Below are 16016 nucleotides of genomic sequence, written 5' to 3'. Positions count from 1 at the left end.
TGGCCGGACATGCGCTAGGCGAGCTGGCTGCAGCCGGCCCGCGCATTGCGGCAAAGCCCTTGCGCTTCCAGGAACAACGCCACGTCCAGGCACCTAGTTTCCTGCCACGGCGGCGCGATTAGCTGTACGCCGAGGGGCAGGCCGGCCACGGCGCAAGGCGCGGCGACCACGGGCAGCCCAGCCAGCGAGACAGGGCGAGTCAGGTGGCCGGCATCTGCGCGCGGCACGTAGCCCCGCTTGCTGCCAGCGATCTGCTCCGCCCCGATCAGGGGTGCGGCGTACGGCGTGGTGCACGCCAGCAGCAGGTCAACCTCGTCGAACAGTGCTTCCAGCTTTTGGCGCCACACGGCCTGGTAGGCCTTGGCCAACTGGTACCAGCCCTCGGGGATGGACAGGCCGGCCAGCATGCGCCGGCGCACAAAGGCGCTATAGCCAGGATGGCGCTCGGCGAATCCGCGCTGAACATGGTTGCGCCCGACTTCAAACGCGGAAATGATCGACGCGGCGTCGCGTGCAAGATCGGCTTCGGGTAAATCGATCTTCCGTACAGCATCAAACGCCGAGGCAACGCGCAGCACGGCATCCTGGGCCTCGTCCTGCGCGAAATCGCCAAAGCCGGCTTGCAAAATCCCCACGCGCAGGCCAGCCATCGACACGCCGGCAGGCCGCATCGGCTCGCCGGGTCCGGGTCCGGCTCCGGACCCCAGCATCGCGCGGTACGCCATTGCCAGCCCGGTTGCATCCGAGGCCATCGGACCCACCGCGTCCAGGCTCTCGGCATACGGAAAGCACCCTTGCGCCGAAATGCGGCCCGTGGTCGGCCGCAGGCCCCAGATGCCGCAGAACGACGCCGGCGCGCGAATGGATCCGTTGGTATCGGACCCGATGCCAATCGGTGCGATCCCGGCTGCAATCGCCGCGGCGGTGCCCGCCGACGATCCGCCGGCGATCCTGGACGGATCCAGCGGATTGCGCACCGGTCCGCCGATCACGTTCTCGCCAGTAGCGCCGCAGGCATACTCGTCCATCTGAGTCAGCGCCACCGGGATCGCGCCGGCCGCCATCAACGCCTGCACCACGGCGGCGCTGCGGGTGGCGGGCGGCTCGTTTGCCCGCGCATGGGCGCCGGCAAGCGTCGCGTGGCCTGCCACGTCCAGCAGGTTCTTGACGACAAAAGGCACGCCAGCCAGGGGAAGCGGGGCCTCGCCGGCGAGGCGGGCCGTGTCACAGGCGCCTGCGCCGACAATGGCCTCCCGCGCCAGCAGCCGGGAGACACAGTTCAGCGACGCCACCTGCGCCGCCCTGGCAAGGCTGGCCCGAACCACGTCTTGCGCGGTATGACTCCCGCCGCGGAGCTGCGCCGCGATGCCAGTGACGGACTGCAAATCAAGCGCCATCGCCGCCCCCCACCCTGCTCCGCGCCTGCCCGCTTGCCAAGGCATTGGCAAGCCCCTGCGCCATGCCCTCCATGCCCTGCACCAGCGCCACAACAGCCTCGATATCCTCCGCCGAAACCGGCGGCAGGACTTTGCCGATGGCGGTATCGACGGCAGCCAGCAGTTCCGCCTGCGTCATGCGTTGCGTCGCCATCTCACACCTGCCGGTCGGACATGAGTTCGCGCGGAATGGCGAGGATCAGCGCCGCGGCAATCAGCATCATGGCGGCCAGTGCCAGCACCCCCAGCGAGATGCTGCCGGTGGACTGCTTGATGCCACCCATGAGCACGGGGCCGATCAAGCCAGCGAGGCTGGCGGCACTGTTGATCATGGCGATGCCGCCAGCGGCGGCCGTACCGGCCAGCACGCGGCCCGGCAGGCCCCAGAACATTGCCAGCGTCGCCATCAGGCCGGAGATGCCGATGGTCAGGAACACCATGGCCATGACGGTATTGTGCGCAAACAGCGTGCTGGCCCACATGGCGGCGGCCGCGACAAAGAGCGGGACGGCGGCATGCAGGCGCCGCTCACCCACGCGCTGCGCATGCGCCGCGTTGCGGTTCATCACCACGCAGGCAACGCCATACGGGATTGCCGTCAGCAAGGCAATATCGAGGGGAGACTGCATGCCCGTGGACTGGATGATGGTCGGGAGCCAGAACACCAGGCCATAGTTGCCGATATTGAACAGCAGGCAAATGCCCATCAGCATCCACAGCACCGGAGACTTGAGCGCGGCCACGAAGCTCGTGTTCTTGCGGGCGTTCTCCGTGGATAGCGTGGTGGTGATCGCCGCCGCTTCCGCCTTGGTCAGCCAGGGCGCGGCCTGAGGCGACTCCGGCAGCATCTTGAGCACGAGCAGGCCCAGCACGATCGCCGGCAACGCTTCGATCAGGAACATCCACTGCCAGCCCTGCAAGCCATGCAGATCATGCGTGCCGGACATCAGCGCGCCAGAAATCGGCCCGCCCAGCACCATCCCCAGCGGCATCGCCAGGAACAGGATCGACATGATCTTCGACTGCCGGGCCGCCGGATACCATTTGTTCAGGTACATGACCGCGGCAGGGAAGAAGCCGGCTTCCGTCACGCCCAGCATGAAACGTGCGAAGTAGAACTCCGCTGGCGTGCTCACCAGCATGGTCGCGGCGGAAACCAGCCCCCACACGATCATGATGGCGGCCATGCTCTTGCGCATGCCCAGCCGGTAGATCAGCAGGCTGCTGGGCACCTGGCAGAGCATGTAGCCCCAGAAGAAGATACCGGCCCCGATGCCGTACACCACGTCGCTCAGCCCCAGCGCCTGCTGCATCTGCAGCTTGGCAAAGCCAACATTCACCCGGTCCAGGTAGCTGAAGAAATAGCAAAGGACGATGAACGGCACGATGCGCCTGGTCACCTTGGCGAAGGCGGCGGCGTCCAGCCCGCTCTCAACGCGGGGCACTTGCCCCGCGTCACCCAGGGTGGCGGGGTTCTTGACAACGGTCATGCTGGTCTCCTGCTGGTACGGGATTACTCAAACGCTTCGTCGTTGGGCTGGTCGTAAGCTCTCTTGACCGCGGCGCTCATCGGGAACTCGAAATTGATGTTCTTAGGCGGCACCGGCTTGCTGAACCATTTGTCGTACAGGCCCTTGATCTCGCCGCTCTTCATCAGGCCGGTGATCACGCCGTCGACCAGCTTCTTGAACTCGGGATCGTCCTTGCGCATCATGAAGCCGTAAGCCTCGAACGATTGGGGCGTGCCAACCACTTCCCATTCCGCCGGGTTCGGCGCCAGCGTTTTCGCGCCCGACAGCAGCACGTCGTCCATCATGAAGGCCCAGACGCGGCCCGATTGCAGGATCAGGAACGACTCGCCGTAGTCCTTGGCGCTCTGGATCGTGATGTTGGCCTTCTTGTCGTCGTTGAGCTTGCGCAGGATCCGCTCGGACGTGGTGCCCGCGTTGGTGACCACGGCCTTGCCGCTAAGGTCCGGGAAGTCGTGGACCGGGCCGCCCTTCTTGACCAGCAGGCGCGTGCCGGCAACAAAGAAGGTGGTGGAGAACGCCACCTGCTGCTGGCGCGCTTTCAGGTTGGTGGTGACCCCGCACTCCAGGTCGACTGTGCCGTTCTGGACCAGGGATATGCGGTTCTGCGACGTGACCGGCACCATGCGCACGTCAAGCTTGGCCAACCCCGCCTGCTTCTTGACCTCGGCCACCACCTTGTCGCAGATGTCCTGCGAGTAGCCGATCACCTTCTGGTTGCTGTCGTAGTAGGAAAACGGGATCGAGGTGGTGCGATGCCCGATCGTGATCGTCCCCGACTCCTTGATCCGGGCCAGCGTGGGGCTGGCAGCCACATCCGAGGCCTGGACCGCCCCCACGCCAAGCATCGCTCCCAGCATTGCCAATCCGAGGCAGGTGGCTTTCACAGCTTTCATTTATCGCTCCTTGTTTAGCAGACATGCGACGGGCCATCGCGTTTGAATACTATTCACTGAGCAACAACTGTTCCATCATGGATAACCATGAAACATATGTATTTTTTACGAGAAAAATGAAGTAACAGACGCATCACGCACCAAATAAGGCGATACAAATGGTGCATGACCAGCCTCGTTTTGAGGCATGACGGAACCAGCAGGCCTGCGCAACCAGGCGTAGCATGTCGCGCTCGCCTCCAGCTTTTGACCCAGCCTCATGCGTTCCATGCGATCCCTGCCGCCTCTCGTCACCCTGCGCGCGTTCGAAGCTGCCGCCAGGCGCCTGAGCTTCAGCCTGGCGGGCCAAGAGCTTTTTGTGTCACAAAGCGCCGTCAGCCACCATATCCAGCGCCTGGAGAACGACCTGGGCGTGACGCTGTTCGAGCGGCGCGCGCGCGCGGTTGCGCTGACGCCCGCGGGGCAGGCGTATTACGCCAAGGTGCACGCGGCGTTCGAACTGCTGCGCGACGGCACCGAGCAGGTACGGGCGCCCAGCACGGCGCGCACGACGCTGACCGTGGGGCTGCTGGCGTCGTTTGGCACGCGCTGGCTGGCGCCACGCTTGCAGGCGTTCTCGCTGGCGCATCCCGGCATCGACCTGCAATTGCGGCCCGATATCGGCCTGGCGGATGTGGCCGGCGGCGAGGTCGACGTGGCGATCCGCTACGGGCGCGGCGCCTGGCCGGGCGTGCAGGCGCAGCAACTCATGCCGGAGCGCCTGTCGGTGGTCTGTGTGCCCGGCCTGATCGCCGGGCCGGATCGGCCCGCCAAGCCACAGGACCTGCTGCGCTTTGCGTTTTTATCGTCGCATGCCCGGCAGCCGTTCGAGTGGGACGCCTGGTCGCGCCGCTTTGGCCTGGACCTGAGCCAGGCGCAGACCGTGCATCTGCACGACTACAACATCGTGGTGGAAGCGGCGCTCGCCGGCCAGGGCATCGCCATGGGCCGCCACCGCCTGATCGCCCAGCAACTGGCCAGCGGCGCGCTGGTGCAGGCCCTGCCCGACGCGGTACTGGATGATCCCGGCATCGGCTGGTGGCTGGTCGCGCCGCGCGGCGCGCTGGGCGAGGCCGCGTCGGCATTCCGTGGCTGGCTGATGGCGGTGGCCACCGAGGATGCGCTGGACCGCGCCTGACGCCGCGTGGCGCCACGTGATCACCCACGGATTAGTTTTGCTCATGTGTGGCGAAGCAAGAATTGATTGGTTTCCCGGCCACCAAGCCGATAGGATGGGCCTTCCCAATCCCTTTCCCGCGCAACCCACATGACCCTCTCCCTCTCCGCCCGCGTGGCCGAACTCGGGCTGACCCTCGAGGCCGCGGCCGCGCCCGCTGCCAACTACGTATCGTTCGTGCAGGACGGCAACCAGCTCTATATCTCCGGCCAGATCTCCCGCGAAAATGGCCAGGCCGCGTACCTGGGCCGCCTGGGCGACACTATTTCGGACGAAGACGGCGTGCGGGCGGCGCGGCTGTCGGCGCTCGGCATCCTGTCGCAGATCGCCGCCGCCACGGGCGACCGGCTCGACCGGGTGGCCCGTGTGGTGCGGCTGGGCGTTTTCGTGGCTTGTACGCCGGACTTCAATCGCCAGAGCGCCATCGCCAACGGTGCGTCGGACCTGATGGTGCAGGTCTTCGGCGATGCAGGCCGCCATGCGCGCAGCGCCGTGGGCGTGGCCTCGCTGCCTGCCGGCGTTGCCGTGGAAGTCGAAGCGGTCATCGCGCTGACCTCGCCCTGAACCGGACACGCATCCCAGGAACCCCCATGCCAGCCCCCCTCACCGCTGCTCCCCTTTCCGCTGCCGCCGTCGACGCCCTGCGCGCCCTTACCCCGGGTGCGCAAGGCACCACGCACTTCAACCACGGCGGCGCCTCCCTGCCGTCAGCGGCCACGCTCGAGGCGATCTACAGCCACCTGCAGCGCGAGGCCACGCTGGGACCGATGGAAGCCGGCGTCGCGGCGCGCGAACAAACGGAACGCGCGCGTACCCTCGCCGCGCAACTGCTCAACGCCCAGCCGGCGGAGATCGCGCTGACCACGGGCAATTCGCCCGGCTGGGGCGCGGCGTTCGCCGCCCTGGGAGCCTGGCAACCCGGCGACCGGATCCTGGTCGGGCGCCACGAATGGGGCGGCAACCTGGCCGCCATGCGCCTGAATGCGCAGCGCGCGGGCGCGTCGATCGAAGCCATTCCGTCCGATAGCAGCGGCGCGGTGGATCCCGAGGCGCTGGAGGCCATGCTGGACGACCGCGTGCGCCTGATTGCGCTGACCTGGCTGCCGGCCAACGGCGGGCTGATCAACCCGGCAGCGGCCATCGGGCAAGTGGCGCGGCGCAACGGCGTCCCCTACTTCATCGACGCGGCGCAGGCGGTGGGGCAATTGCCGATCGATGTGGCCCAGTTGGGCTGCGACGTGCTCAGCGGCGCCGGACGCAAGGCACTGCGCGGCCCAAGAGGCACCGGCCTGCTGTATGTGCGGCAGGACTTCCTGCCTCGGCTCACGCCGGCATTCGTCGACACGTACTCCGCGCCGCTGGACGCGGACGGCGAGCCGGTACTGCGGGCCGGCGCGGCCCGCTTCGAATCGGCGGAAGCATCGATGGCGCTGCGCTGCGGCCTGGCCAACGCCTTGCAGGAAGCGCTGGAGATCGGCCTTGAGAACATCCGTGCGCGGATCGATGCCACCGCGCAGGCGCTGCGTGCGCAACTGGCCGGCATACCCGGCGTGACGGTGCTGGACCAGGGCCACGAGCGCTCCGGACTGGTGGCGTTCAACCTGGCCGGCCAGGACCCAGTGTCGGTGCAGCGTAGCCTGGCGGCGCAGGGCGTGGTGATCGGCAGCAACGGCGTCGCCTATACCCCCCTGGATATGCACGCCCGCGGACTCAGCCAGATCGCCCGCGCCTCGGTCAGCTACCTGACCACCGAGGCAGAGATCGGGAGGTTGCTGGAGGGCTTGCGGGCGCTGGTGCGTTAGGGTGCCGGACCGGGCTTCTCATCGTGATGCGCATCGTGCGACATCGAGGCCAGTCATGCTAGCCAACTTGGGCGAATGTCCAATTCCTGGGGAGGCGGCGGGGCAGATGCCTCATGTGGCGCTTGATGGCGCGACGGGCTAGGATACAGAGACTGCGGGACGGTGAGGCTGATGCATCGCAGCATTCGCCGCCGACGTCTTCGCATCTCTTACCCTATGCCAGACAAGCCCCTGTCTCCGCCAGGAACGCTGACGCGCAACCGCCTCGTCAGGCGCATCGCGATTGTCGTGGCGATACTCGCAGGCCTCGTTGGCACAAGCTGGTACGCAACCCGAGCCAAGCCGGTAGCGGTACTGACGGCCAAGGTCGAGCAGGGGCGCGTCGAGGCCACTGTCGCCAACACACGGGCGGGCTCGGTCTCAGCCTGCCGGCGGGCGAAGCTGGCGCCTCCGGCGGCCGGACGCATCGAGGTGTTGAATATCCACAAGGGCGATCGCGTGAAGGCTGGCCAGGTACTTCTCGTCCTGTGGAACGAAGACCTGGTCGCGCGCGAACAACTCTCGCAACACCAGTTGCTGACAGCCACCGCGCACGTGCGCGAAGTGTGCGAACTAGCCAAGGTGGCGGCAAGCGACGCCAGGCGCTCGCGGGAACTGGTGGCGAAAGGCTTCGTCTCACCCCAGGCGGTGGAGCGGACCGATGCCGACGCCGACTCCAGGCGTGCCGCGTGCGAATCCGCGAAGGCGCAGGTGAAGGAGGCCGGGGCGCGTATCGCCGCCTCGCGCGCGGATACTGCGCGCACGGTGCTGAAAGCGCCCTTCGACGGCGTGGTGGCCGAAGTCAACGGCGAGATTGGCGAGTACCTGACGCCCTCGCCGCCCGGCATCCCGACGCTGCCTGCCGTGGACCTGATCGATGACTCGTGCCTCTATGTATCCGCGCCGATCGACGAGATCGACGCGGCTCGCCTGCAGGTAGGCATGCCGGCGCGGGTCACCCTGGACGCCTATCGCGGCAGGCATTTCGAGGGCAGGTTGCGGCGCGTCGCACCCTACGTCCTGGCGCTGGAGAAGCAGGCCCGCACCGTTGAGGTCGAGGTCCAGTTCGACAGTCCCGACCTAGTCCGCCATCTCCTGGTGGGCTATAGCGCCGATGTGGAAATCGTGACCGATGCCCGCGACCAGGCGCTGCGCATCCCTACCACGGCGCTGGCATCCGGCAACCGCGTGCTGGTGCTGACCCCCGCCGGCAGGCTGGAAGCGCGCACGATCGGCACCGGGATTGCCAACGCGGAGTTCACCGAGGCGACCGCGGGGCTCAGGCGCGGCGAGCGCGTCGTCACCTCACCGGAACGGATTGGTCTCCAGGCGAGCATCGCCGCTGTCGAGGAAGAACCGGCTACAGCGGAGATGCAAGCAAAATGATCCGGCTCGACGGCATCGGGCGGACGTTCGTGCTGGGCGGCGAGGCTGTGCACGCGCTTCATGGCATCGACCTGGCGGTTGCTCAGGGAGAGTACCTTTCCATCATGGGCCCATCGGGCTCCGGCAAGTCCACCTTGCTCAATATCCTGGGCCTGCTGGACCGCGCCGACACCGGGGCTTACCAGTTGGGCGGCCGCGACGTCACCGCTCTCCCGGACGACGAACTGGCGCGCCTGCGGCGTGAGAAGATCGGCTTTGTATTCCAGTTCTTTCACCTGGTGCCGCGCCTCACCGCCGCCGCGAACATCGAGCTGCCGATGGTGCTCGCAGGGATGGACCCGGCCGAACGCCGGCGCCGCGTGGACGCGCTGCTAGGTGAGTACGGCCTGCAAGACCGCGCCCGGCACCGGCCCGACGAGCTCTCGGGCGGGCAGTGCCAGCGGGTTGCCATCGCCCGTGCCATGGCCATGCGCCCGGCGATGATTCTCGCCGATGAGCCCACCGGCAACCTGGACCGGCATACCGGCCAGGAAGTCATGGCCGTGCTGGAAGGCCTGCATGCACAGGGGGCAACGCTGATCGTGGTCACGCACGACCCGGAAATTGGCGCCCGCTCCCGGCGCAGGCTGCGCATGGTGGATGGCGGCATTGCCGGTGACGAGGCGCGGCAGGATAGCCATGCGGCTCACTGACGTTCTCGACTTCACCTGGCAGGTACTGCGCGGCTACCGCTCACGCAGCCTGCTGATCCTGCTCGCGATGGGCATCGGCGTTGCCGCCGTGGTGGCGGTGAGCGCGCTCGGCGAGGGGGCAAGGCTATATGTGGTGAACCAGTTCGGCGCACTTGGCACCAACCTCGTTATCGTGCTGCCCGGGCGCAGCGAAACAGCCGGCGCAGCGCCAGGGATCGTGCTGGGCGCAACCACGCGCGACCTGACGCTGGACGATGCGCTCGCACTCAGGCGCAGTCCCGCCGTCGCGCGCATCGCGCCGCTCATTGTCGGGAATGCGGATCTGCATGTCGGCGCGCGGCGACGCGAGGCGCCGGTGCTGGGGTCCACCGCCGAATTGCTGGCGGTGCGCCATATGGCGCTGGCCCAGGGCAGCTTCCTGCCCGAGGGCGATCCGCACCATGGCCAGCCCGTATGCGTGATCGGCACCAGGGTGGCGATGGAGCTGTTCGGCACGCGCCAGGCGCTGGGTGAGTGGCTGCGCATCGGAGATCGGCGCTTTCGCGTGATCGGGCTGCTGGCCGGCCAGGGTGAATCGCTGGGCTTCAACACGGACGAGCTGGTCATCGTTCCCCTTTCCGCGGCCCAGGCGCTGTTCAACACCGACTCTCTGTTCCGCATCCTGATCGAGGCCAAGACCCGCGAGCAGATCCAGGGCGCCAAGGCCGACGCCGAGGAGATCATTCGCCAGCGCCACGAAGGCAAGCGCGACGTGACCGTCATCACACAGGACGCGGTACTCGCCACGTTCGACCGCATCCTGCGCGCGCTCACGCTGGCGGTGGGCGGCATCGCGGCCATCAGTCTTGCCGTGGCCGGCATCCTCATCATGAACGTCATGCTGATTGCCGTGACCCAGCGGCAGCGCGAAATCGGGTTGCTCAAGGCGCTCGGCGCCACCGCCGGCCACATCCGGCTGCTCTTTCTCACTGAAGCCGTACTGCTGGCGCTCGGTGGCGTGGCCGCGGGCCTGGCTGTGGGCGAAGCCGCGTGCAGGCTTGCCGTACAGCTCTATCCGGCGATTCCCTTCACGCCGCCTTGGTGGGCCTTGCTGGGGGCGCCGGTCATCGCCGTCGTGACCGCCATCGCCTTCACCGTGGCACCGGCCCAACGCGCGGCAAAGCTGGATCCGGTGCTGGCCCTGTCGGGACGGTGACCCATGCGCTACGCAGACTTCATCCATTTCACCGTCGCCTCGCTGGCTGCTCACCGGCTACGCACCTCGCTCACCGCGCTGGGCATTGCCGTTGGCATCGCCGCGGTCATTTTGCTGACCTCGATCGGCGAAGGGCTGCATCGCTTCGTGATCGAAGAGTTCACCCAGTTCGGCACCAACCTGATCGGCGTGACGCCAGGCCGCACCCAGACCCACGGCGCTTCGCTCGGGTCGATCAACACCGTGCGCCCGCTCACGATCGAAGACGCCATCGCCCTGCGCCATGCCCCCCACGTGCGCGTGACCAACCCACTGGTGCAGGGCAATGCTGAAGTCGACTACCTCGGCAAGAGCAGGCGGGTGACGCTGTATGGTGTCGGGCCCCGCTTCACCGAGGCGCTGAGCATGCGCGTGGCCACCGGGCAATTCCTGCCGGATGACGATCCGCGCGCCGCGCGGACGCTGGCGGTACTCGGCGCAAGAGTGGCGCGCGAACTGTTCGGCGGCGACAACCCGCTGGGCGCACGCATCCGCATAGGCGGTGAACGGTATCGCGTGGTGGGCGTGATGGAAGCGAAGGGCCAGATGCTGGGCTTCGACCTGGACGATACGGTCTATATACCGGATGGCCGTGCCCTGGACCTGTTCAACCGGGAAAGCCTGGTCGAGATCGAGGTCACCTACGATCCCACCGCCCCGCTCCCCGACGTGGAGGACGGCATCAAGCGCCTGTTGAGCGCGCGCCATGGTGCCGAGGACTTCACCGTCACGCCCCAGCAAAAGATGCTAGAGGTGTTCGGCACCGTGCTCGATGCCATCACCTTCGCGGTAGCAGCGATCGGCGCCATCTCGCTGATCGTGGGCGGCGTGGGAATCCTCACGATTCTCACCATCGCTGTGGCCGAACGCACATCCGAGATCGGGCTCTTGCGCGCCATCGGGGCGACCGAGGCACAGGTCATGCTCCTCTTTCTTGGTGAAGCCGCGCTGCTCGCCGCCATCGGCGGCATAACCGGACTGCTGCTGGGATGGGGCATCGCGCTGGTGCTCGCGGCGGCGTTGCCGGCGCTGCCAGTCCACACACCGTGGTCCTACGCCGTGCTGGCTGAGCTGGTGGCGGTGGTGATCGGTCTGGCTGCCGGGGTGCTGCCGGCACGCCGGGCGGCACGGCTTGCTCCGCAGGAGGCCTTGCGCTCGGAATAGAAACTGGAAACTGGAAACCCGAACCGCAGCTTTCTCGGCTTCCAGGCCAGCGCTCCTCCGGCTGCCTGAATAGGGGTTTATGCCAGCTTCTCTCCGGCTCCGGGTTGCGGTCTACTGGAAGCGAATCAAGACGTGGCTGGAGCGTGGAATGGCACTGCTTAGCTTGCCACTACATACCAGCCGTGGGATTCCGACTCCAGGAGACAACACCATGGTGACCAAGCAGGACGAAAGCTTCATCTTGAAGAACCTTCTCGCGCTGGCAGCAGTGGAGGCGCTCGGTGGCGCGATTGCGCTAGGGTTCGCCTTCAATCTCCTGACCTGACTGAAAGAACAACAGAGATCCGCCGTCGTTGTCAGGTATCAAAGGTATAAAGAGAATCCAGGAAGCAAGGAATCTAGGCATCAAGGAATCAAGGAATCAAGGAATCGTTAAAGCTCCCCGGCACTGGCTTTGATCCGGCCAGTTTTCCGGGGATCTCTGTCGTCAGGGACCCGCATTTGCGATACTGTCCCACCGTCCGCTGCCGGCGGAACCTGGGCGCATTTCAGCTCGCAAGCTCCCTGCCGGCACCGCCAGGTCAGTTCAGGCTTCCCGGATTCTGCGCCGCGGCTTTCTGCTTGGCCTTGGCCGCAAAGTACGCACCAATCTGCTTCTGCGTAATCGCGCCCTTCTTCCTCGTATCGATCTTGTCGAAGTTCTTGTAGACCTCCGGCATGCCGGCCTCTGCTTCCTCGCGGCTCAGCTTGCCGTCGTGGTTGGTATCGGCGGCAGCGAACTTCTCTGCGAATTTCGCCTTGGCTTCCTTTGGATTCATGGGCGCTTGCGGCGCCGCCTGGGGTGCGGGTTGTGGCGCGGGTTGTTGCGCGCCGACAGTGCCGGATGCAAGGAATGCGACCAGCGCCAGGCTGGCGGTCGACAGTAGCCGTGGAATCATTAGAGTCTCCTGGAACACTTCGATGGTATTGCCCGCCGGTCCCGCGAGCGTGGGCGACCGGATGGCTTGTGCAGAGATCGGGAGCAATCGATCCCCCGGGCCCGTGGCTAAGATCATCGTCGGCTTTCCGGCATTGCGGAATTTAGTTATTTCGGTATCTGATATTAGCGTTTTGCCAGTCAGGCGGTGGTGACGCGCGGCAATGCGCGCTGGCGGGTCAGGGCCGGGGAGCCCCCGCATCCCGCGCCCGCCCCAGCAAGAATTCGCGCTCGCGGGTGTTGCGGGTCATGCCGGCCGCGCGCTCGAACTCGGCGCGGGCCTCGGCGAAGCGGCCGAGCTTGTACAACAAGTCGCCGCGCACGCTGGGCAGCAAGTGGTACTTCGCCAGCGAGGATTCGGTGAGAAGCGCGTTCACCAGTTCCAGGCCGGCCTCGGGGCCGAAAGCCATGCCGATCGCCACCGCGCGGTTCAGCTCCACCACGGGTGACGGCGCCACCTCTGACAGCGCGTCGTAGATGGCGGCGATCTGCGCCCAGTCGGTATCAGCCGCGGCGCTGGCGCGGGCGTGGCAGGCGGCCAGCGCCGCCTGCAAGGCGTAGGGGCCGAGCGCCCCGCCCAGCTCTTGCGCGCGCGCCAGCGCCGCCAGCCCGCGCCGGATCAGCAGGCGGTCCCAGCGGCTTCGGTCCTGTTCCAGCAGCAGCACCGGGCGGCCTTGCGCATCGACCCGTGCATGCGTGCGCGAGGCCTGGATCTCCATCAGCGCTACCAGGCCGTGCACCTCGCTTTCCTGCGGCGCCAGGCCGGCCAGCGTGCGGCCCAGGCGCAGTGCTTCCTCGCACAGCGCGGGGCGCATCCAGTCGTCGCCAGCCGTAGCGGAATAACCTTCGTTGAAAATCAGGTAGATCACCTCCAGCACCGACGCCAGGCGCGGCGCCCGTGCCTGTGGGCCGGGCACTTCGAAAGGCACGCGGGCCGCACCGAGGGTGCGCTTGGCACGCACGATGCGCTGGGCAATGGTGGCCTCCGGCGTGAGAAAGGCGCGCGCGATTTCCTCGGTGGTCAGCCCGCCCAGCAGGCGCAGCGTCATGGCGACCCGCGCATCCGTGGAGAGCACCGGGTGGCAGGCGGTGAAGACCAGCCGCAGCAGATCATCGCCGATGTCATCCGCGCGCGCGGCATCCAGCGCATCGACAAAATCCGGCACTACGTGGGCCTCCATCGCTTCAAGATCCTGGCCGATCTGCTCGTGCTTGCGGGCGTGCAGCGCTTGCTGGCGCAGATGGTCGAGCGCGCGGTTCTTTGCCGTGGTCATCAGCCAGGCGCCCGGGTTGTCCGGCACGCCGGTCTCGCTCCAGCGCTCCAGCGCGGCAACGAGCGCATCCTGCGCCAGTTCTTCGGCCAGGCCCACGTCGCGCACCACGCGTGCAACGTGGGCGATCACCTTGGCGGATTCGATGCGCCAGACGGCTTCGATCGCCCGCTGCGTCGATGTCGTCATCACCATGTGTTTCAGGCCGCGCTGGTCGCGCCGGGTGCCGAGGGCTCCATATACACCAACTCCCAGATATGCCCGTCGAGATCATCGAACCCGTGCCCGTACATGAAGCCGTGGTCCTGCGGCGCGCGCGGCGCCGTTGCGCCGGCGGCCACGGCTTTGGCGACCAGGGCGTCCACCTCGGCGCGGCTCTCGCAGGAGATGCAGATCAGCACTTCGGTGCTCTCGGAGGTATCGCACAGCTTGCGGGTGGTGAAGGTCTGGAAGAATGCATGCTTGAGCAGCATCGCGTGGATGTTCTCGCCGATGACCATGCAGGCAGCGCTGTCGTTGGTGAACTGCGGGTTAAAGGTGAACCCCAGGCCCTTGAAGAAATCCTGCGAGCGCTGCAGGTCGGCCACGGCGAGGTTCAGGTAGATTTGCTTAAGCATGATTCGTCCTAGGATTCGGTTTCGCGTGATTGGGTGGAAGCTCGGCGGGTTGCCCCGCTTACCGGGCCGCCGGCGCCTCGGCCAGTGTCTTCAGGTTGACCAGCCCTTGCTCGAAATCGTTGCCGACCATCTTGTCCATATTGAAGACCAGGTGCATCAGCTTTGCAAAGTACGGCACGCCACCTTCCATCGACCAGGTCACGTTGGTGGCATCGGCCTGCGGCCTGAGCGTGAATTCGACGGTGTTGTGCGCCTCGAACGGCTTGATGAAATCCAGCCGCATCGTGACCTTGGAGGCCGGCACCGCATGGAGGATTTCCATGCTGCCCACGCCCACCTTGTCGCTCTCCCAGGCGTAGGCGGCGCCCTGCCCGCTGCGCGTGGCGCCGTAGGTGCCCTTCAGGGACGGGTCCTTCTTTTCATAGGGGTTCCACTGGTTGAAGTTGTGGAGGTCGTTGATGAGCGCGAACACGCGCTCCGGCGGCGCCTTTACGCTGGCGCTGCGCTCGACCCGGAAGGTATCGGGCCGCGTGGCGGCGTAGATCAGCAGCAGGGCAATGGCGCCGAAAGCGGCGAGCAGGATGGGCTTGAGCATGGTGTCGGATCCGGCAAAGGGTGGGTTGGGCTAGAGTGAGATCGTGGGATCGTTGGCTCAGTGCTGGCCGACATCCAGGTCGCGAATGCGCTCCACCGCAGGGCTCGGCGCGAAGTCCTCCAGCTCGAACAGCTGCCGTACCTCGATCTCGCCGTCGGCCATATCGCCATGCGGCGACGGGAAGCGCCGCGCCCATTCCATGGCTTCCTCGCGGCTGCGCACCTGGATCAGCGTGTAGCCCGCCACTATCTCCTTGCTTTGCGCAAATGGCCCGTCGATGACGGTGCGCTGGCCGGCGGCATAACGGATGCGCCATCCATTGGCGGTGGGCTTGAGGCCAGCGGCGTCCAGCAGCACGCCCGCCTTGGCCAGTTGCTCGTGATACGCGGCCATCGCCGCGAAGAGGCTTTCGTCCGGCATCGCGCCGGCCTCGCTGTCTTGCGTGGCCTTCACCAGGATCATGAATCGCATCGCGGTTCTCCTTAGCTTGAGTTTGTCGGTGGTAAGCCATGGCGGTGGCAGGGCGCTGCCATCTCGCTGGCTCTTACCGGTACGACGAACCGCGCGCCGCCGGATCGACATCCGAGGCAAAAAAACCTCAAGACCAAGGGTAATTACCTAGGAAAGCCCCTCGCCGGCTGCCTTACAGGAAGCAAGGCCCGACCTCGCGGACCTCCACGGTGCACCATGCCGCGGCGGGGCACTCGGCGGCGATGGCAATGGCCTCGTCCTGCGTGGCGCAGTCAAGCAGGAAGTAGCCGCCGATCATCTCCTTGGCCTCGGCAAAGGGGCCGTCGAGCAGGTCGCGGCGGCCTTCGCGCACCTGTACGCGCACGCCATTGGCCTGCGACGTGAGCGAGTTGACACCCAGCAGCAGCCCGCGCTCATTCAGGCCTTCGGCAAAACGCTGCATGCTGGCGTAAGCCTGGCGCCCTTCTTCCGGGGAACGCTCGGCGCGCTGGCCAACGGGTTCGACAATCAACAGCATGTACGACATAGGGTCTCCACTTTGATTTGCGCATTTTCGGGTATGGCTTACCGCCCACATCCTGCACGCCGCGGCCGCCGGCCGCAAGCGGCCGGCGCGCCACTGATGGATGGCAGAAATGCTTGGCCGTTAATTGCAATGGCCGAGGATTCGCCAACCATTGCCGATCTGGGCG

General features: G+C 66.5%; 17 protein-coding genes. 7 read left to right on the top strand and 10 right to left on the bottom strand.

The annotated features are described in order from the left end of the window. Window positions 1–14 precede the first annotated feature (14 nt). Genes AC1RQK_RS22960 through AC1RQK_RS22945 form a run of 4 tightly spaced genes read right to left on the bottom strand, consistent with a single transcriptional unit; the run spans window position 15 to window position 3861 of the window. Complete coding sequence (locus tag AC1RQK_RS22960; RefSeq protein WP_492811361.1) at window positions 15–1397, bottom strand: AtzE family amidohydrolase; 1383 nt, start codon at window positions 1395–1397, stop codon at window positions 15–17. Further along, the gene (locus tag AC1RQK_RS22955) at window positions 1387–1590 is read right to left on the bottom strand and encodes a hypothetical protein (RefSeq protein WP_492372738.1); all 204 of its coding nucleotides are present in this window, start codon (window positions 1588–1590) and stop codon (window positions 1387–1389) included. The genes AC1RQK_RS22960 and AC1RQK_RS22955 overlap by 11 nt, the downstream gene beginning before the upstream one ends. A gap of 1 nt (window position 1591) precedes the next feature. After that, complete coding sequence (locus AC1RQK_RS22950) at window positions 1592–2926, bottom strand: MFS transporter (RefSeq protein WP_492811359.1); 1335 nt, start codon at window positions 2924–2926, stop codon at window positions 1592–1594. A 23-nt stretch (window positions 2927–2949) separates the two neighbouring features. After that, a complete protein-coding gene (locus AC1RQK_RS22945) occupies window positions 2950–3861 on the bottom strand; it encodes a glutamate/aspartate ABC transporter substrate-binding protein (protein ID WP_492372736.1) in 912 nt (303 codons plus the stop codon). Between the two features lie 259 nt (window positions 3862–4120). Here AC1RQK_RS22945 and AC1RQK_RS22940 point away from each other — a divergent pair, with 259 nt between their 5' ends. The 7 genes from AC1RQK_RS22940 to AC1RQK_RS22910 all read left to right on the top strand — a co-directional run bounded on the left by AC1RQK_RS22940 (window position 4121) and on the right by AC1RQK_RS22910 (window position 11394). Then, window positions 4121–5038, top strand: a complete 918-nt coding sequence (locus AC1RQK_RS22940) for a LysR substrate-binding domain-containing protein (protein WP_492372735.1) — start codon at window positions 4121–4123, stop codon at window positions 5036–5038. Between the two features lie 129 nt (window positions 5039–5167). Then, window positions 5168–5641 (top strand): RidA family protein, encoded by a 474-nt coding sequence (locus AC1RQK_RS22935; protein ID WP_492372734.1) that lies wholly within the window; start codon window positions 5168–5170, stop codon window positions 5639–5641. 26 nt (window positions 5642–5667) lie between these two features. After that, window positions 5668–6879, top strand: a complete 1212-nt coding sequence (locus tag AC1RQK_RS22930; protein WP_492811356.1) for an aminotransferase class V-fold PLP-dependent enzyme — start codon at window positions 5668–5670, stop codon at window positions 6877–6879. A gap of 216 nt (window positions 6880–7095) precedes the next feature. After that, window positions 7096–8304 (top strand): efflux RND transporter periplasmic adaptor subunit, encoded by a 1209-nt coding sequence (locus AC1RQK_RS22925; RefSeq protein ID WP_492811354.1) that lies wholly within the window; start codon window positions 7096–7098, stop codon window positions 8302–8304. Continuing rightward, entirely contained in the window at window positions 8301–8996 is a 696-nt protein-coding gene (locus AC1RQK_RS22920) for an ABC transporter ATP-binding protein (RefSeq protein ID WP_492372731.1), read from the top strand. The genes AC1RQK_RS22925 and AC1RQK_RS22920 overlap by 4 nt, the downstream gene beginning before the upstream one ends. Beyond that, window positions 8983–10191, top strand: coding sequence for an ABC transporter permease (locus AC1RQK_RS22915; RefSeq protein ID WP_416052122.1), 1209 nt, complete (start codon window positions 8983–8985; stop codon window positions 10189–10191). The genes AC1RQK_RS22920 and AC1RQK_RS22915 overlap by 14 nt, the downstream gene beginning before the upstream one ends. 3 nt (window positions 10192–10194) lie before the next feature. After that, window positions 10195–11394 (top strand): ABC transporter permease, encoded by a 1200-nt coding sequence (locus AC1RQK_RS22910; protein ID WP_492811351.1) that lies wholly within the window; start codon window positions 10195–10197, stop codon window positions 11392–11394. 581 nt (window positions 11395–11975) lie between these two features. Here the strand turns inward: AC1RQK_RS22910 and AC1RQK_RS22905 are convergent. The 6 genes from AC1RQK_RS22905 to AC1RQK_RS22880 all read right to left on the bottom strand — a co-directional run bounded on the left by AC1RQK_RS22905 (window position 11976) and on the right by AC1RQK_RS22880 (window position 15850). Then, window positions 11976–12332, bottom strand: coding sequence for a calcium-binding protein (locus AC1RQK_RS22905; protein ID WP_492372729.1), 357 nt, complete (start codon window positions 12330–12332; stop codon window positions 11976–11978). A 217-nt stretch (window positions 12333–12549) separates the two neighbouring features. After that, window positions 12550–13836 carry an RNA polymerase sigma factor gene (locus tag AC1RQK_RS22900; protein ID WP_492811349.1) on the bottom strand — a complete coding sequence of 429 codons (1287 nt, stop codon included), beginning with the start codon at window positions 13834–13836 and terminating at the stop codon, window positions 12550–12552. A 5-nt stretch (window positions 13837–13841) separates the two neighbouring features. Beyond that, window positions 13842–14258, bottom strand: a complete 417-nt coding sequence (locus tag AC1RQK_RS22895) for a VOC family protein (protein ID WP_492811347.1) — start codon at window positions 14256–14258, stop codon at window positions 13842–13844. Between the two features lie 58 nt (window positions 14259–14316). Further along, window positions 14317–14853, bottom strand: coding sequence for an SRPBCC family protein (locus AC1RQK_RS22890; protein ID WP_492372726.1), 537 nt, complete (start codon window positions 14851–14853; stop codon window positions 14317–14319). Window positions 14854–14910: 57 nt separating this feature from the next. Further along, a complete protein-coding gene (locus tag AC1RQK_RS22885; protein WP_492372725.1) occupies window positions 14911–15324 on the bottom strand; it encodes a YciI family protein in 414 nt (137 codons plus the stop codon). A gap of 172 nt (window positions 15325–15496) precedes the next feature. Then, window positions 15497–15850: a YciI family protein gene (locus AC1RQK_RS22880; protein ID WP_150986166.1), complete on the bottom strand. Its 354-nt coding sequence runs from the start codon at window positions 15848–15850 to the stop codon at window positions 15497–15499. Window positions 15851–16016: the final 166 nt, after the last annotated feature.

Source organism: Cupriavidus sp. GW822-FHT02D05 (genome assembly GCF_058802485.1).
The sequence above is the reverse complement of the archived record's forward strand: the minus strand, read 5'-3'. Positions and strand labels throughout refer to the sequence as shown.

Excerpts from the sequence above, each read along its gene's own strand:
- AC1RQK_RS22960 (WP_492811361.1), bottom strand. The coding sequence starts at position 1,397 with ATGGCGCTTGATTTGCAGTCCGTCACTGGCATCGCGGCGCAGCTCCGC.
- AC1RQK_RS22955 (WP_492372738.1), bottom strand. The coding sequence starts at position 1,590 with ATGGCGACGCAACGCATGACGCAGGCGGAACTGCTGGCTGCCGTCGAT.
- AC1RQK_RS22950 (WP_492811359.1), bottom strand. The coding sequence starts at position 2,926 with ATGACCGTTGTCAAGAACCCCGCCACCCTGGGTGACGCGGGGCAAGTG.
- AC1RQK_RS22945 (WP_492372736.1), bottom strand. The coding sequence starts at position 3,861 with ATGAAAGCTGTGAAAGCCACCTGCCTCGGATTGGCAATGCTGGGAGCG.
- AC1RQK_RS22940 (WP_492372735.1), top strand. The coding sequence starts at position 4,121 with ATGCGTTCCATGCGATCCCTGCCGCCTCTCGTCACCCTGCGCGCGTTC.
- AC1RQK_RS22935 (WP_492372734.1), top strand. The coding sequence starts at position 5,168 with ATGACCCTCTCCCTCTCCGCCCGCGTGGCCGAACTCGGGCTGACCCTC.
- AC1RQK_RS22930 (WP_492811356.1), top strand. The coding sequence starts at position 5,668 with ATGCCAGCCCCCCTCACCGCTGCTCCCCTTTCCGCTGCCGCCGTCGAC.
- AC1RQK_RS22925 (WP_492811354.1), top strand. The coding sequence starts at position 7,096 with ATGCCAGACAAGCCCCTGTCTCCGCCAGGAACGCTGACGCGCAACCGC.
- AC1RQK_RS22920 (WP_492372731.1), top strand. The coding sequence starts at position 8,301 with ATGATCCGGCTCGACGGCATCGGGCGGACGTTCGTGCTGGGCGGCGAG.
- AC1RQK_RS22915 (WP_416052122.1), top strand. The coding sequence starts at position 8,983 with ATGCGGCTCACTGACGTTCTCGACTTCACCTGGCAGGTACTGCGCGGC.
- AC1RQK_RS22910 (WP_492811351.1), top strand. The coding sequence starts at position 10,195 with ATGCGCTACGCAGACTTCATCCATTTCACCGTCGCCTCGCTGGCTGCT.
- AC1RQK_RS22905 (WP_492372729.1), bottom strand. The coding sequence starts at position 12,332 with ATGATTCCACGGCTACTGTCGACCGCCAGCCTGGCGCTGGTCGCATTC.
- AC1RQK_RS22900 (WP_492811349.1), bottom strand. The coding sequence starts at position 13,836 with ATGGTGATGACGACATCGACGCAGCGGGCGATCGAAGCCGTCTGGCGC.
- AC1RQK_RS22895 (WP_492811347.1), bottom strand. The coding sequence starts at position 14,258 with ATGCTTAAGCAAATCTACCTGAACCTCGCCGTGGCCGACCTGCAGCGC.
- AC1RQK_RS22890 (WP_492372726.1), bottom strand. The coding sequence starts at position 14,853 with ATGCTCAAGCCCATCCTGCTCGCCGCTTTCGGCGCCATTGCCCTGCTG.
- AC1RQK_RS22885 (WP_492372725.1), bottom strand. The coding sequence starts at position 15,324 with ATGCGATTCATGATCCTGGTGAAGGCCACGCAAGACAGCGAGGCCGGC.
- AC1RQK_RS22880 (WP_150986166.1), bottom strand. The coding sequence starts at position 15,850 with ATGTCGTACATGCTGTTGATTGTCGAACCCGTTGGCCAGCGCGCCGAG.